At 54.0% G+C, this 14,922-nt stretch carries 16 protein-coding genes and 1 tRNA gene; all 17 read right to left on the bottom strand.

The features are described 5' to 3' along the window. Positions 1-76: 76 nt before the first annotated feature. The gene (gene nadA, locus RGW60_RS12015) at positions 77-1,135 is read right to left on the bottom strand and encodes a quinolinate synthase NadA (protein ID WP_322204819.1); all 1,059 of its coding nucleotides are present in this window, start codon (positions 1,133-1,135) and stop codon (positions 77-79) included. 749 nt (positions 1,136-1,884) lie between these two features. Further along, positions 1,885-1,960 (bottom strand) — tRNA-Lys (locus RGW60_RS12020). A 58-nt stretch (positions 1,961-2,018) separates the two neighbouring features. Next, positions 2,019-2,699: a 7-cyano-7-deazaguanine synthase QueC gene (queC, locus tag RGW60_RS12025; RefSeq protein WP_322204820.1), complete on the bottom strand. Its 681-nt coding sequence runs from the start codon at positions 2,697-2,699 to the stop codon at positions 2,019-2,021. Between the two features lie 11 nt (positions 2,700-2,710). Then, on the bottom strand, positions 2,711-3,358 hold the full coding sequence (queE, locus tag RGW60_RS12030; protein WP_322204821.1) for a 7-carboxy-7-deazaguanine synthase QueE: 648 nt from the start codon (positions 3,356-3,358) through the stop codon (positions 2,711-2,713). 187 nt (positions 3,359-3,545) lie between these two features. Beyond that, positions 3,546-4,379, bottom strand: a complete 834-nt coding sequence (gene ybgF / locus RGW60_RS12035) for a tol-pal system protein YbgF (RefSeq protein ID WP_322204822.1) — start codon at positions 4,377-4,379, stop codon at positions 3,546-3,548. 6 nt (positions 4,380-4,385) lie between these two features. Next, complete coding sequence (gene pal / locus RGW60_RS12040; RefSeq protein WP_322204823.1) at positions 4,386-4,886, bottom strand: peptidoglycan-associated lipoprotein Pal; 501 nt, start codon at positions 4,884-4,886, stop codon at positions 4,386-4,388. Positions 4,887-4,939: 53 nt separating this feature from the next. Next, positions 4,940-6,199, bottom strand: coding sequence for a Tol-Pal system beta propeller repeat protein TolB (tolB, locus tag RGW60_RS12045; protein WP_322206901.1), 1,260 nt, complete (start codon positions 6,197-6,199; stop codon positions 4,940-4,942). Positions 6,200-6,237: 38 nt separating this feature from the next. Further along, positions 6,238-7,329 (bottom strand): cell envelope integrity protein TolA, encoded by a 1,092-nt coding sequence (gene tolA / locus RGW60_RS12050; RefSeq protein WP_322204824.1) that lies wholly within the window; start codon positions 7,327-7,329, stop codon positions 6,238-6,240. Then, entirely contained in the window at positions 7,329-7,784 is a 456-nt protein-coding gene (tolR, locus tag RGW60_RS12055) for a protein TolR (RefSeq protein WP_322206902.1), read from the bottom strand. The genes tolA and tolR overlap by 1 nt, the downstream gene beginning before the upstream one ends. Before the next feature lie 23 nt (positions 7,785-7,807). Further along, positions 7,808-8,503 carry a protein TolQ gene (gene tolQ, locus RGW60_RS12060; protein WP_322204825.1) on the bottom strand — a complete coding sequence of 232 codons (696 nt, stop codon included), beginning with the start codon at positions 8,501-8,503 and terminating at the stop codon, positions 7,808-7,810. Then, positions 8,493-8,960, bottom strand: a complete 468-nt coding sequence (gene ybgC, locus RGW60_RS12065) for a tol-pal system-associated acyl-CoA thioesterase (protein WP_322204826.1) — start codon at positions 8,958-8,960, stop codon at positions 8,493-8,495. Before ybgC ends, tolQ begins: the two co-directional genes overlap by 11 nt. 139 nt (positions 8,961-9,099) lie before the next feature. After that, entirely contained in the window at positions 9,100-10,155 is a 1,056-nt protein-coding gene (gene ruvB, locus RGW60_RS12070) for a Holliday junction branch migration DNA helicase RuvB (RefSeq protein ID WP_322204827.1), read from the bottom strand. Next, positions 10,156-10,764, bottom strand: coding sequence for a Holliday junction branch migration protein RuvA (gene ruvA / locus RGW60_RS12075; protein WP_322204828.1), 609 nt, complete (start codon positions 10,762-10,764; stop codon positions 10,156-10,158). Positions 10,765-10,875: 111 nt separating this feature from the next. After that, a complete protein-coding gene (gene ruvC / locus RGW60_RS12080; RefSeq protein WP_322204829.1) occupies positions 10,876-11,400 on the bottom strand; it encodes a crossover junction endodeoxyribonuclease RuvC in 525 nt (174 codons plus the stop codon). Between the two features lie 126 nt (positions 11,401-11,526). Then, positions 11,527-12,273 carry a YebC/PmpR family DNA-binding transcriptional regulator gene (locus tag RGW60_RS12085; protein ID WP_322204830.1) on the bottom strand — a complete coding sequence of 249 codons (747 nt, stop codon included), beginning with the start codon at positions 12,271-12,273 and terminating at the stop codon, positions 11,527-11,529. A 137-nt stretch (positions 12,274-12,410) separates the two neighbouring features. After that, positions 12,411-14,186 (bottom strand): aspartate--tRNA ligase, encoded by a 1,776-nt coding sequence (gene aspS / locus RGW60_RS12090; RefSeq protein WP_322204831.1) that lies wholly within the window; start codon positions 14,184-14,186, stop codon positions 12,411-12,413. Between the two features lie 209 nt (positions 14,187-14,395). Next, positions 14,396-14,737, bottom strand: coding sequence for a ribbon-helix-helix domain-containing protein (locus RGW60_RS12095; protein WP_322204832.1), 342 nt, complete (start codon positions 14,735-14,737; stop codon positions 14,396-14,398). Between the last annotated feature and the right edge of the window lie 185 nt (positions 14,738-14,922).

The raw sequence follows: 14,922 nt of genomic DNA on the forward strand, positions 1-14,922 counted from the left end.
TCCATTTGAAAAACCGCGCCGTCCGCTACCCAAATGAATTGGGCCCCACACATTTTTGGCCAGCGCTGCGATGCCCTCAGGCATTACCCGCCAGCCTTATACGAGCAGCTTGGGTGAAATCCAACATACGCTGCAACGGACGGATCGCGCGGGGAACCAATGCCGGGTCGACGAATATCTCGTTGCTGCCCTCGCGCAGGCACTGCAAGGTGCGCTCAAGGGTGTTCATCGCCATCCATGGACAATGTGCACAGCTGCGGCACGCAGCGCCGTTACCGGCAGTGGGCGCCTCAATGAAGATTTTGTCCGGGCACAACTGCTGCATCTTGTAAAAAATGCCCCGATCGGTCGCAACGATAAACACTTTATTGGGCAACGACTGCGCAGCAGCGATCAGTTGACTGGTCGACCCGACAGCATCTGCCAGATCAATCACTGACTCGGGCGATTCAGGGTGAACAAGAATTGCGGCGTCGGGATAGAGCGCTTTCATGTCCTCCAACTGTTTGGACTTGAATTCCTCGTGGACGATGCACGCACCATCCCACAACAACATGTCGGCGCCGGTTTCACGTTGAATGTAACGACCCAAATGTTTATCGGGTGCCCAAATGATTTTTTCGCCGTTGTCCATTAAGCTCTCGACGATTTCCAGCGCGCAACTCGACGTCACCACCCAGTCGGCACGAGCCTTCACAGCGGCAGAGGTATTAGCGTAGACGACTACCGTTCGCTCGGGATGCTGATCGCAGAAGGCAGCAAACTCATCAACTGGGCAACCCAAATCCAACGAACAGGTCGCCTCCAGCGTCGGCATCAGGATTCGTTTTTCCGGGTTAAGGATTTTCGCCGTCTCGCCCATGAAACGCACGCCAGCAACCAGCACGGTTTTCGCCGAATGCTGATTTCCGAAGCGTGCCATTTCCAAGGAATCGGACACGCAACCACCGGTTTCCTCAGCCAAGGCCTGGATAACTGGATCACAGTAATAGTGAGCAACCAGGACAGCGTCTTGCGCTTTTAACTCGGTAGCAATCGCCGAGCGATAGTGGGCCTGCTCTTCGAGGTTTAGCGTTTTTGGCTGCTTGGCATCGAGATGGGCCTGGACCAGAAGGCGTTCAGAAATCTGCGTCATGTTCGCTGGACCTAAAAGCGCTTGTGCGCGGATGTCGAAGTTTACACCGCCGGCGCGGACTCCTGAATCCCTTAATGAGAATTGCGCTTTTACGCAGAGGCTTCAACTTAGGACGCAAAGGATTCGGCGACGACAACGCCGCCAAGTTGGGCGAAGAAAATGAAAAGTAGTTGCCCTTGATCGCATGAGCTTCACCCGCTTCGGGGACAAAACCGTCGATGAAGTCTGATGTGTCTGATGCAGCAATGAACATATTACCTTCCTGCCTCGGACGCACTACATCTGCCAAGGGCCGCGCAGTGACACGGCATTTTCGTCCTTCGCAGAATGGCTCATGACGGCGTAGAAATCTCAAGCTATCAGGACAGACTCATTTGAGGCTCAGGCGGTATGGCTATCAACAATCCAAGCCAGCCACAGCCGAGCAACGTGCAGTGTGAACAGCATGTTTTAAGGAGTATCCGTTTTATATGACATCATGATTGTGTCCGTAGGTTGATCGGTCAACGTTCGTTGTATATATAAAGCGACTATTTAAACGCGCCGCGGGAGCAAAAAAGGCAGTTCTGTCGCGGATCTACGGGTTGTTATGTAGATCAACTGAATATCCATGTGGGAGAACGCCGGCTTAACTGAAAGCCATAGGCTAGCGTTGAGCGGTCGAAAGTAAAAATATCGACGCAAAAAAAAAGCCGTAAAGCCTCATTTGCATGGGCCTTACAGCTTTTCAAAACCGTCGAACTTGAAAATGGTGGGTCGTGTGGGATTCGAACCTACGACCAATTGGTTAAAAGCCAACTGCTCTACCAACTGAGCTAACGACCCGACGTGGCGCGTATATTACTGATTTCTATGATTAATTCAACACTTAAGTGAATTTAATTCAAAAATAGCGGGTTGGGTCGGCTACAGCCGCCGTCGCAAAGCCTTCTGCGCGCAAACGACAGCTGTCACATTTGCCGCATGCTTGTCCTTGGTCATTGGCTTGATAACAGGAAACTGTCATTGCGTAATCAACATTCAGGCGCATTCCTGACGAGACGATCTGCGCTTTGCTCATGTTTTGCAGCGGTGCCTGTATTCGGAAGCCATTACCTTCAACACCGGCCTTGGTCGCCAGATTGGCCATACGCTCAAACGCTTCGATGAACTCCGGGCGGCAATCTGGATAACCGGAATAATCGACCGCGTTGACGCCGATAAAGATATCTCGCGCACCCAGCACTTCAGCCCAACCTAACGCCAACGAGAGGAATACGGTGTTACGCGCAGGCACGTAGGTGACCGGGATTCCTTCTACGGGGGATTCAGGTACTGCGATGGAACTGTCGGTCAGTGCTGATCCGCCGATTCCATTCAGATTCAGACCAACGACTTTGTGTTCAGCCACGCCCAGATAATGGGCGACACGTACCGCAGCATCGAGCTCGGCGCGGTGTCGCTGCCCATAATCAAAACTCATGGTATAGCAGGTGTAGCCGTCCGCGCGGGCCATGGCCAGCACAGTGGCTGAATCAAGGCCGCCCGACAGCAAAATTACTGCGCGTTTTTCGATAGTAGTCATTTTCATTCACCTTAGCGTCCCGGCTCATCGTTCCAGAGGTACTTGTGCAGTTGCATTTGCAAGCGTACCGGCAGGTTGTCAGCAACTATCCAATCGGCCAAATCCCGGGCGTTTAAATCATGATGGCTAGGGGAGAACAATACTTCACCCGCGCGACGCTCTAAACCGTACTGAATCAGCTTGGAGACAGCCCAGTTGTAGTCTTCGCGGGAGCAAATCACGAACTTGACCTGGTCGTTCGGCGTCAGCAGTTCGATATTCTCGTAGCGATTGCGCCCAACTTCATTGGAGCCTGGGGTTTTCAGGTCGACCACACGACTGACGCGTGGGTCCACTGCTGAAATATCCAGAGCGCCGCTGGTTTCAAGAGAAACCTCATAACCTGCGTCACAAAGAAGCTTGAGCAGCGCGATCACATTGGGCTGAGCTAACGGTTCCCCGCCGGTCACGCACACATAGCGCGGCCGATAACGGGCTACTTGCTCAACGATAGCGTCTAACGCTTGAATGCTGCCTCCGCTGAACGCGTAAGCGCTGTCGCAATACTGGCACCGCAACGGACAGCCGGTAAGCCGGACAAACACGGTAGGTAAGCCTGCGGTGCGAGTTTCACCCTGCAACGAGTAGAAAATTTCGGTGATTCTTAATGTGTCTTGCATATGAGCCACGGGCGTAATAGCTAAACAGGCCATCCGCCTCCGTTAGGCACTTCAACGAGCCTGCAAACGCATGGCCCATAGAAGCGTATGTATTACCGGGATTTCGGGTGCGAGATTCTAACGAAAAAAGCCGCGACAAGCGCGGCTTTCTTTAATCGGTGGTCAGTCCCGCCTGGTTAGCAGCGCCTTACATGCGCTGCAAATCACGTTGCGCCAACTGCGCAGCGGAGGTGCCTGGGTACTGAGAAACCACTTGCTGCAAGATCCCTTTTACCTTGTCGAGATGGCCGAGACGACGTTCGACGTCTGCAAGTTTGTACAGCGAATCCGGGACCTTGGCGTGTTTCGGATACAGCTGACTTACTTTGGCGAAAGCTTGACCGGCACCTTGAAGGTCACCTTTGGCCAAATTCACTTCACCCAACCAGTACTGGGCATTGCCCGCGTACTGACTGTTTGGATATTTGCGTAGAAAAGCCGTAAAAGCTTGACTCGCTTTGTCGAAATCCTTGGCTTTGATCAGATCGAAGGCAGCATCGTAATAGATCTTTTCCTTCGCCGGATCGCCTGGCTCGGCACTTGCCGCCGGAGCCTGCGCTGCAGGTGCCGTAGGAGCACCACCGGTATTTACATCACCGCTGGCTTGAGAATTATCGGTAGCTGCTGCGGCAGGTGTGCCGCCTAACCCAGCTCCAGCAGTGATCCGTTGATCAAGTTCTTGATAACGTTCCAATGCCTCCTGCTTCATCCGGTCGATATCGTTGCGCTGAACCTCGACCGTACCGCGTAATTTCGCGATCTCGTCCTGCATTTGTTGCAACTGCATGAACAGCTGACCCTGTGCCGAGGCAGGGGTCGCAACCCCTCCCCCGGCATAGGCGCCGGACGTGCCATAACCCGCTGGCGGATAACTGTTGCTGCTGCCAGAGCCAGAATTGTTATCGACCACAGGAACCGCACCCCACGCAAAAAGCGGAAGGGCGAGAGTCAAAACGGTTAGAGCACGACGGCACGTTCGCATGTCAAATTACTTACGCAGTTCGACGCGACGGTTTTGAGCCCAGGATTGCTCGTCGTTGCCAGTAGCAACAGGACGCTCTTCACCATAGGAAACCAGTTCCAGCTGTGCTGGGGAAACACCTTGCAGTACCAGGTAGCGTTGAACGGCTTTCGCGCGACGCTCGCCCAGTGCGATGTTGTACTCACGAGTACCACGTTCGTCGGTGTTGCCTTCCAGAACGACGCGAGCGCCATTTGCTTTCAGGTCTTTAGCGTGAACGTCCAGCGAGCGCATAGCTTCTGGTTTCAGGTCCGAACTGTCGTATTCGAAGTAGAAAGTAGTGATAGCGCGCAGAGCAGCTTCTTCGCTCATGCTGCCATCAACAGCGCCAGTGTTAGCGCCGTAGCCAGCGTTTGGATCTACAGCAGCGCCTTGGCCAGCGTTGTCGCCACCTTTGGACGAGCAACCTACAGCTACAGCCATGGCCAGAGCCAGAGCAGCAAATTTACCAATCTTCAGCATTTCCATCGTGAAACTCCTAATGAACCCCAAGTGTGTTAAGCAAAACGTGTAGCGCCGCGTCAGTTCAGGTAAGGGGACCAGGAAGGTTCTCTGACTTCGCCTTGAGCGGTAGGAAGCGGGAGCCTTACGCGTCCGTTAATGGACACGAGCATCAAGACTCCCCGGCCCTGCTGGCGGGTGGCGTAGATTACCATGGTGCCGTTGGGCGCGACAGTAGGCGACTCATCAAGGTTGCTGTCTGTGAGGATTTTTAATGTACCGCGCTGCAAATCCTGCACTGCCACCTTGAAATTTGTGAAGCCGTCCTGACGGTGAATCATTACCAGCGTCTTTTCATCAGCCGACAATTTCGGGTTGGCGTTGTAGTTGCCGATGAACGTTACACGCTCAGCGCCGCCACCATTGATGCTGGTTTTATAGATCTGTGGCTTGCCACCACGGTCTGACGTGAAGTACAGCGTCGAGCCGTCCTTACCGAAAAATGGTTCGGTATCGATGGCCGAGTCATTGGTCACACGAGTGATTTGGCGAGTGGCCAACGTCATTACGTAAATTTCCGGGTTACCGTCTTTGGAAAGCACGAACGCCAACTTGTTGCCGTCCGGCGACCATGCCGGCGCTCCATTGATGCCTTCGAAATTAGTCACCTGCTCGCGGCGGCCGGTATCAATATGCTGGATAAAGATACGCGGGCGCTTTTGCTCGAACGAGACGTAGGCAATACGCTTACCGTCCGGTGCGAATCGTGGCGACAAAATAGGCTCGCGCGATTGCAACAACGTTACGGCACGGGCGCCATCGTAATCCGATCGTTGCAAGGTATAACGCGTGTTGTCGACCGAAAACCGCTCTGCAGTCACGTAAAGCATGCGCGTTGAAAACGCACCCTTGATGCCCGTGAGCTTTTCGAATGCCTGATCCGCGATGTAGTGCGCCATATCACGCAGTTGATCGGTGGTGCCAGAAACATTACCGGTCATCACTTGCTGCTCAGTCGCCACGTTGAACAACGCGTACTGAATCTGCAAACGGCCGCCCGAGGGAACAATGCTACCCACCATCAAATACTGGGCACCAAGCGCTTTCCAGTCGCGATAAATGATTTCACTGGCCTGGGTCGGCAAGCTGATCATGTTCTGCTTTGCCAACGGCGAGTAATAACCTGAGTTACGCAGGTCGTTACTGATGATGTCGGCCATGTCCTCGGGCAAGACGGCACCGCCTTGCAACCCGAACGGAACAACCGCTATTGGCGCAGCGCGGTCACTACCGGTGGTGACCATGATGTTCTTTTCATCTGCTGCGGCCATTCCCGCCATACAGCAAAGAACGATAAGCAGTCCTCGAAAAATGTTAATCACAAGGCTAGATCCTCAGGTGTGAATGTCATCTTGAATGAACGGTAGGGGTTGAAATCACTCGGTTTCAGACCCTGCATTTCTGTCAATCGACCAATATTTTTAACTGCCGCCACCGCTGAGCTATCAAACGGCGCGTCTCCGCTGGACTTAAGGACACTGACCGAAGTCACTGTTCCGTCAGGCAACATCCCAATGTGCAACACAACGACCATGCCTTTTCTTGCTGAAGGCGGTCGAGCCCAGCCTTCGGCAGCGCGGGAACGTATCAGGTCATCAAAATTGCCCGCCGTCTCGTCGCCCTGCTCATCTGCCAATGCCTGTTGCCGTTCCGTTTTATCGGAAAGCAAATCAGCCAAGGCTGCCGCTTTTTGATCTTCATTAGATTTACGAGCAGCGTCTTGCTGTTTCTTGGCCGCATCGGCTGTGGACTTTTTCTTGGCGTCCGCTATGGCTTTCTTCTTCGCATCGTCAGCCGCTTTTTTCTTCGCGTCTTCCACTGCTTGTTTCTTCGCGTCGTCTGCAGCCTGCTTTTTAGCGTCGTCAACCGCGGCTTTTTTCGCGTCTTCTTCAGCTTTTTTCTTGGCGTCGTCTTCGGCTTTTTTCTTGGCTATATCCGCCGCTTGCTTCTCTTCAACTTTTTTAGCGTCCGCTACCTTTTTGGCTTCATCGGCTTTCTTGGCGTCGTCTGCCTTTTTCGCCTCAGCTTTGGCTGCGTCGGCTTTTTTCGACTCTTCAGCTTTTTGATCTTCGGCTTTTTGAGCCGCGTCTTCTGCGGTTTGTTCCGCAGCTTTCACAGCATCTTGTTTTAACTGCTCGATTTTTTTCTTTTCCAACTGTTCGGTTTCAGTCTGTCGGGCGGCCGTTTTTTGCGCCTCACCCGCAATTTTCTGATTGGTCTGGACTGTCGCTCTACTTTTGGATTTCAACTGATATAGAGTCGCTTGCACAATGGGCTTGGCCTCTGGCAAATCCGGAGTCATGGCGAAGCTGACGAAGAGCATGCCAAATATCAGAATGTGCAGGGCGACGGCCCAAACGCTAGGCCAGAAGAAGCTCTCCGAGGCGGACGGCTCTCGCTGTTGGTGCATCAGGGCGCCTCGGTAATCAAGCCAACATTACCGACCCCTGCTTTCTGCAGCCCGCCCATCGCGCCCATCACAGAGCCATAATCAACGGTTTTGTCGCCACGGATAAAGACCTGCGTCTGCTTGCCACCTTCACGACCGGTCCTGATGATTTTGGTCACCGCGTCCGTCATCTGCGGCAGGGTCAGGGCCTTGTCCTGCTGTTTTTCGGTATCGACTTCACTGCCAAGGTTCCAGTAATAGGTCTTGTCAGCTTTGATCGAAATGGTCAAAACCTGGGTGTTGTTATCCTGCGGCAGGGCCGCACTGGACACTTTGGGCAGGTCAACTTTCACACCCTGATTGAGCATCGGAGCGGTGACCATAAAGATGACCAGCAGTACCAACATCACGTCGATGTAAGGCACTACGTTCATTTCGGCGACCGGCTTGCGGCGTTTGCGACGAACTCGAGCGATTAAAGCCATGAAGGATTACCTGCTCACTCTTCGCTGGTGTGCACTTTACGGTGCAGGATCGCCTGGAACTCATCGGCGAACGTGTAGTAACGGCTGATCAACGTCTCGCTGCGAGCAGAGAAACGGTTGTAGGCGATTACTGCCGGGATAGCGGCGAACAGACCAATAGCAGTAGCAACCAGGGCTTCCGAGATACCCGGAGCAACGGTCGCCAAAGTGGCCTGCTGAGCAGTAGCCAGCCCGCGGAAGGAATTCATGATCCCCCAGACAGTACCGAACAAGCCAATGTAAGGACTGGTGGAGCCCACTGTCGCCAAGAACGGCAAACTTTGTTCGAGCTTTTCTTCCTCGCGCGAGATGGCGACACGCATAGCCCGAGCTACGCCTTCCATCACTGCATCAGGATCGACGCCTGGCTGCTGACGAAGCCGAGAGAACTCCTTGAAACCTGCACGGAAGATTTGCTCAACTCCCGAATCAGGATCCGGGTTGCTGCCAGCCTGACGATAGAGCTTGGACAGATCGATACCCGACCAAAAGCGCTCTTCAAAGCTTTCTAGTGCTCGACGAGCTGCGCGTATCAAATTGCTGCGCTGAAAGATCATGATCCAGGAGGTTATTGAGGCACCTACCAAAATCAGCATAACCAACTGAACAACAATGCTGGCATTGCTGACCATACTCCACATGGAGGAATGGTCGACTACGTTAGCTTCCACGCGCTATCTCCTGCTCTAAATGTGTACCCGCGCCGCTCTGGCCGGCAAAGGCCGTACGCAAAGCTTCGGGAATGGCCCGGGGTTTCAAACTGTCGGCGCTCACACACGCCACCAAAAACTGTCCTTCGCAAAGCAGCTTATCGTCTACAGCCAATCTCACCCGTTGAACAAATCGCAGGCTGGCGCGGTTTAACTCAATAACTTCAACGCTTATCAACAGCTCGTCATCCAATCGCGCCGGCTTGTGGTAACGCGCCTCGCAGGAATGTACGACGAACAGCAGATTCTCGCCTACCAATTGTGACTGGGCAAAACCCAACACTCGAAGCTGCTCGGTTCGAGCTCGCTCCATGAATTTCAGATAGTTGACGTAATAAACGATGCCGCCCGCATCGGTGTCCTCGTAATAAACGCGACAGCGATGGACGAATGACTGAAGCCCGTTTTGCGCGCGCATACTCTAGTGCTTACTCCTCGGAATTCCAATCCGCCAGACAACTGTTTTTCATTTTTTGCCGCTTATTGTCGGCCCGATCAATACGCCTGCCTGTCAGACCACCAAAATCCTGAATAAATCAGCACCTTGTGCGTTTTATTTAATCGTCTTCGTCATCAACAAAATCACTGACGACGGGCATTTCGCCCATTCGCGTTGGAATGTTCAAACCGAAGTGCAGATACGCGTGCCGAGTAACAACCCGGCCACGCGGGGTACGCATGATATAGCCTTGTTGAATCAAATAGGGTTCAAGAACGTCTTCGATGGTATGGCGCTCTTCGCTGATGGCCGCAGCCAGGCTGTCGACGCCCACCGGACCACCGTCGAATTTTTCGATCATGGTCAATAACAGACGCCTGTCCTGATGATCGAAACCACGCTCATCGACATCCAGCAGGTTCAATGCCAGGTCAGCAGTCGCCTTGGATATATGACCATTGCCGCGCACTTCTGCGTAATCTCGCACCCGACGCAGCAATCGGTTGGCAATTCGCGGCGTCCCTCGGGCCCGACGGGCAATTTCAAAAGCGCCCTCCGCTTCAATTGGCAAACCCAAAATGCCCGCCGAACGGGTGACAATCGTGGCCAAGTCTGCGGTGTTATAGAACTCAAGACGCTGGACAATACCGAAGCGGTCACGCAACGGGTTAGTCAACATGCCTGCCCTAGTGGTTGCCCCAACCAGCGTAAACGGCGGCAAATCAAGCTTGATCGAGCGTGCGGCAGGGCCTTCGCCGATCATGATGTCGAGCTGAAAATCTTCCATCGCCGGGTACAGCACTTCCTCGACGATGGGCGATAGCCGATGGATTTCGTCGATGAACAGCACATCGTTCGGTTCGAGATTGGTCAGAATTGCCGCGAGATCACCGGGGCGTTCCAGCACCGGGCCGGAGGTACTCTTGATCGAGACGCCCATTTCCTGGGCAATAATGTGCGCCAACGTAGTTTTGCCCAGACCGGGAGGTCCGAAAATCAAAGTATGGTCCAGCGCTTCGTTGCGTCCACGCGCAGCCTGGATAAACAACTCCATCTGCTCGCGCACCACTGGCTGGCCTATATAGTCGGCTAAACTCAGCGGACGAATTGCACGGTCCAACTGTTCGTCCCGGTCGCGGCCGGTAGCGGTTATCAGGCGGTCAGCGTCGATCACTTAAGCCATTCCCTTCAAAGCACGCCGAATCAGGTCTTCGCTGCTCAAGTTCTTGTCTTTGATTGCCGACACGGCCTTGCTCGCTTCCTGAGGCTTATAGCCCAAGGAGATCAGGGCACTGACCGCATCCGATTCCGCAGTCGCCACCTGTGGCGCGGCGCTAGGACCATTGGAGACCAGAGTGAAACTACCAGGCACCGATTCCCAGGCTTTGAATCGATCCTTGAGTTCGACCAACAAGCGCTCGGCGGTTTTTTTACCAACCCCTGGGATTCGAGTCAGAGCAGATGTGTCTTGCGCTTGAACGCAACGAACCAACTCATCCACTTCCAGCCCGGACATCAGCGCCAACGCCAGTTTCGGTCCAACGCCATTAAGACGGATCAGCTCACGAAACAGCTCACGCTCACGCTTTTCAAAAAAGCCGTACAACAGATGAGCATCCTCACGAACCACTAGATGGGTGTGCAAGGTCACAGGTTCACCCACATGTGGCAGGCGATACAGCGTACTCATCGGCGCTTCCAGCTCATAGCCGACGCCGTTGACATCCAGAACCAGGTGCGGCGGCTGTTTTTCAGCCAGAAAACCGCGTAACCGTCCAATCACGTATCAGTTCCTTTCTAATGGTCAGCCGCAGCTATCACGCTGACACAAATAATGGTCGCCATCATTACAGGAGTAACAGGACCATGGGAAAAAAGTTAAGCAGAGGATGTATCAGAGACGCAACCGACCGCTGCGACTGCGGGCGGCAGTTAATCCATGGGGGATGAGGCTCGAACGGGTATGCGCATGACACAGCGCAATTGCCAGGGCATCCGAAGCATCAACCTGAGGCTTTTGAGTCAGCTTCAATAAATGCATGACCATCATCATCACTTGCTCTTTGTTTGCCCCACCCGTGCCAGCGACAGCCTGCTTGACTTGGGTAGCCGTGTATTCGGCGATCTCCAGACTTTCTTCGGCGCCTGCCACAATTGCAGCGCCTCGCGCCTGCCCAAGCTTGAGCGCCGAATCCGCGTTACGCGCCATAAATACTTTTTCGATGCCCATGGTCACCGGACCGTACGTCTGAATGACTTCCCGAACACCCCGATAGACAATCTGTAAGCGCTCATGCAACAAACCACTGCCGGTCCGAATACAACCCGATGCCACGTACACGCAGCCGCGCCCCGTGTCCCGCACCACGCCATAGCCGGTAATTCGCGAACCGGGGTCGATACCAAGGATAAGAGTCATAACGCCTGCAGCTTAAGAAGCAACGCATAATTAGCGCAGCATAAAGGCAGAAACCGGAAGCCGATAGCGGCGTAAATATTACGGCGTCGTGCCTCCGGCCTCAAGAAACGCACTGAGAGCAATTGATCAGCCAAGCAGCTCCAGAACGTCGTCTGGGATTTCAGCATTGGAGTAGACGCTTTGCACGTCGTCCAGGTCCTCGAGCATGTCGATCAGTTTGAGCACTTTCTCCGCAGTGTCGAGATCAAGCACGGCGCTGGTGGTGGGCAACATGACGATCTCTGCGTCGGCCGCCTTGAAACCGGCAGCCTCCAACGCATTGCGCACAGCATAAAAACCTATGAACGAGGTGAAGACATCGATGGAGCCATCGTCGTTGTTAACCACATCATCGGCGTCCGCCTCCATTGCGGCTTCCATTAGGGCATCTTCATCAATGCCCTTCGCGAAAGAGATTTGCCCTTTGCGGTCGAACAGATAGGCCACCGAGCCATCGGTCCCAAGGTTGCCACCGCATTTAACGAATGCATGTCGTACCGCAGCCGCCGTGCGGTTACGGCTGTCGGTCATGGTTTCGACCATGATTGCCACCCCACCCGGGCCATAACCTTCGTAGCCAAGCTCTTCGACATCGTCACCTTCGGCAGCGCCAGCACCGCGAGCGACAGCACGATCAATAGTGTCGCGGGTCATATTGGCGCCCAACGCTTTGTCCAATGCCAATCGCAAGCGTGGGTTAGTTCCCGGATCACCACCACCCTGACGTGCTGCGACGGTCAGCTCACGGATCCACTTGGTGAAAATCTTGCCTTTTTTGGCATCCTGACGCTCTTTGCGGTGTTTGATGTTCGCCCACTTAGAATGACCTGCCATCTCTCGCTCCGAATTCTTTGAAACGCGTGCTCTATTTGCCCGCTAAAGGCAGGCGAATAGCTTAAATACTCTGTAGCCGGACATATTAAGGACGCATCGACACGGACTTTTAGCCATGCGATGCGCCCGCTCGGCTACTACTCAGCCTTAGGCTGTTCGCGCAGACGAATGTGCAGCTCACGCAGTTGCTTGGCATCAACAACACCCGGTGCCTGGGTCATCACGTCAGCAGCGCTCTGGGTTTTCGGGAATGCGATCACTTCACGGATCGATTGGGCGCCTGTCATCAACATCACCAGGCGGTCCAGGCCGAAAGCCAGGCCGCCATGGGGTGGCGCGCCGTATTTCAGAGCATCAAGCAGGAAGCCGAATTTCTCTTGCTGCTCATCTTCACTGATGCCTAACAGACGGAACACCGCTTGTTGCATTTCCCTGCGGTGAATACGGATCGAACCGCCGCCTAACTCTGTGCCGTTAAGGACCATGTCGTAGGCACGCGACAGCGCGGTCGCCGGATTCGCTTCAAGCTCTTGCGGGCTGCATTTCGGTGCAGTGAACGGGTGGTGCAAAGCAGTGAAGCTGCCGTCGTCGTTCTCTTCGAACATTGGGAAATCAACAACCCACATTGGCGCCCATTCACAGGTATGCAGCTTCAGGTCGTTGCCGATCCTGATCCGCAGCGCGCCCAATGCTTCGCTGACAATCTTGGATTTGTCTGCGCCGAAAAACACAATGTCGCCATCGACGGCGCCAACGCGATCCAGAATGACCTTGAGGTTTTCCTCAGGGATGAACTTGACGATTGGCGACTGCAGGCCTTCGGCGCCTTTAGCGCGGTCGTTGACCTTGATATAGGCCAGGCCCTTGGCGCCATAGATACCGACGAACTTGGTGTAGTCGTCGATCTGGCTGCGCGGCATGCTGGCGGCGCCCGGTACTCGCAACGCGGCAACACGGCCTTTCGGGTCGTTGGCCGGGCCACTGAACACCTTGAATTCCACGGCACTCAACTGGTCGGCAACGTCTACCAATTCCAGCGGGTTACGCAGGTCAGGCTTGTCGGAACCATAACGGCGCATGGCTTCGGCGAAGGTCATGTGTGGGAAGTTACCGAACTCAAGATCCAGAACTTCCTTGAACAGCTGACGGATCATCTTTTCAGTGATGCCGATAATGTCGGCTTCATTGAGGAAGCTGGTCTCGATGTCGATCTGGGTAAATTCCGGCTGACGGTCGGCACGCAGGTCTTCGTCGCGGAAACACTTGGCGATCTGGTAGTAGCGATCAAAACCGGCAACCATCAACAATTGTTTGAACAGCTGCGGCGATTGCGGCAACGCAAAGAAGCTGCCTGGGTGTGTACGGCTAGGCACTAAATAGTCGCGAGCGCCTTCCGGGGTGGCACGTGTCAGAATTGGCGTCTCGACATCGAGGAAGCCATTCTCGTCCAGGTAGCGACGGATGCTAGTAGTTACGCGCGAACGCAGACGAAGCTTCTCAGCCATCTCGGGGCGGCGCAAATCGATAAATCGATAGCGCAAACGCGTCTCTTCGCCCACGTCAGAAAATTCATTCAGCGGGAACGGCGGGGTTTCCGATTCGTTCAGTACTTCAAGTTCATAGCCCAGCACTTCGATAGCACCAGAAGCCATGTTTGCGTTTACCGCACCTGCTGGACGCGCACGAACCTTGCCAGTGACTTTGACCACGTATTCGCTGCGCACACGGTCGGCGGCGGCGAAAGTGTCAGCGCGATCGGGATCGAACACCACCTGAGCCAAGCCTTCACGATCACGTATATCGAGGAAAATCACCCCGCCGTGATCACGGCGACGGTGAACCCATCCACAAAGGGTAATTTCCTGACCTTCCAGGCTCTCGTTTAGTTGGCCGCAATAATGGCTGCGCATCATGATCGTGTTTTCACTTCTCGGAATTCGGAATTCGGTGGAGCTCTCGCCCTTAGCTTTCGCTCAATACTGCAAGAACCCTGGCGTGCAGTTCAACCCGACGGCCTGCGCCCCATAGTAAGGCGGGGGATTATATAGGGTAAATTGACACTGCGCAGCCCGCCCAACCTGATCGCCACGACATAACTGCTCCCCAGACCATAGCCCTGCCCTCAGGCTGGTGACATGGACATCGATTCGGCCTTCAACAGGTAGGCCACGCAGACCACTCGAATCAGGCCGCTAAAATTTTTTACTCCACCATGGCGCAGATGCACTTCTCGATCGACATACGAGAGTACCGCATTAACTGAGCAACTATTGGCGCGGGCAATGTTAGCTAGGATATTCCAATACACCTCCTCTAGGCGCAAACACGTTGCTAGTCCATTCAAGCGAACGGACTTGGAATGAGGCCGTGCTAGATTCATATTAAAATCTTCAACAAAGGGATCATCTTGTATCTTCCCGTAACGACTGAAATCTTTATTGTGAAACCCGCTGCGCTGAACCATTTTCGACTCTCCCCTGTAGTTAGCAAACAATTCCCTTGAGCACAAACAAATGCAAAATCCACTTGCATGTAAAGCCAACGAACGATTTCTAGCCAGTCGAAGATGCATTTCAGATGTGTAGGACAGTGCGACATTTCTAAGAGGATTATAGAAAGTCGATAATCGTTAACTCAAATCATTAAGGT

The organism is Pseudomonas sp. AB6, from assembly GCF_034314105.1.
In the GTDB taxonomy this organism is placed as follows: domain Bacteria; phylum Pseudomonadota; class Gammaproteobacteria; order Pseudomonadales; family Pseudomonadaceae; genus Aquipseudomonas.

Coding starts and splice junctions, on each gene's coding strand:
- nadA (WP_322204819.1), bottom strand. CDS start 1,135: ATGACGCAGATTTCTGAACGCCTTCTGGTCCAGGCCCATCTCGATGCC.
- queC (WP_322204820.1), bottom strand. CDS start 2,699: ATGACTACTATCGAAAAACGCGCAGTAATTTTGCTGTCGGGCGGCCTT.
- queE (WP_322204821.1), bottom strand. CDS start 3,358: ATGCAAGACACATTAAGAATCACCGAAATTTTCTACTCGTTGCAGGGT.
- ybgF (WP_322204822.1), bottom strand. CDS start 4,379: ATGCGAACGTGCCGTCGTGCTCTAACCGTTTTGACTCTCGCCCTTCCG.
- pal (WP_322204823.1), bottom strand. CDS start 4,886: ATGGAAATGCTGAAGATTGGTAAATTTGCTGCTCTGGCTCTGGCCATG.
- tolB (WP_322206901.1), bottom strand. CDS start 6,199: ATGGCGGGAATGGCCGCAGCAGATGAAAAGAACATCATGGTCACCACC.
- tolA (WP_322204824.1), bottom strand. CDS start 7,329: ATGCACCAACAGCGAGAGCCGTCCGCCTCGGAGAGCTTCTTCTGGCCT.
- ybgC (WP_322204826.1), bottom strand. CDS start 8,960: ATGCGCGCGCAAAACGGGCTTCAGTCATTCGTCCATCGCTGTCGCGTT.
- ruvC (WP_322204829.1), bottom strand. CDS start 11,400: ATGACTCTTATCCTTGGTATCGACCCCGGTTCGCGAATTACCGGCTAT.
- RGW60_RS12085 (WP_322204830.1), bottom strand. CDS start 12,273: ATGGCAGGTCATTCTAAGTGGGCGAACATCAAACACCGCAAAGAGCGT.
- aspS (WP_322204831.1), bottom strand. CDS start 14,186: ATGATGCGCAGCCATTATTGCGGCCAACTAAACGAGAGCCTGGAAGGT.
- RGW60_RS12095 (WP_322204832.1), bottom strand. CDS start 14,737: ATGGTTCAGCGCAGCGGGTTTCACAATAAAGATTTCAGTCGTTACGGG.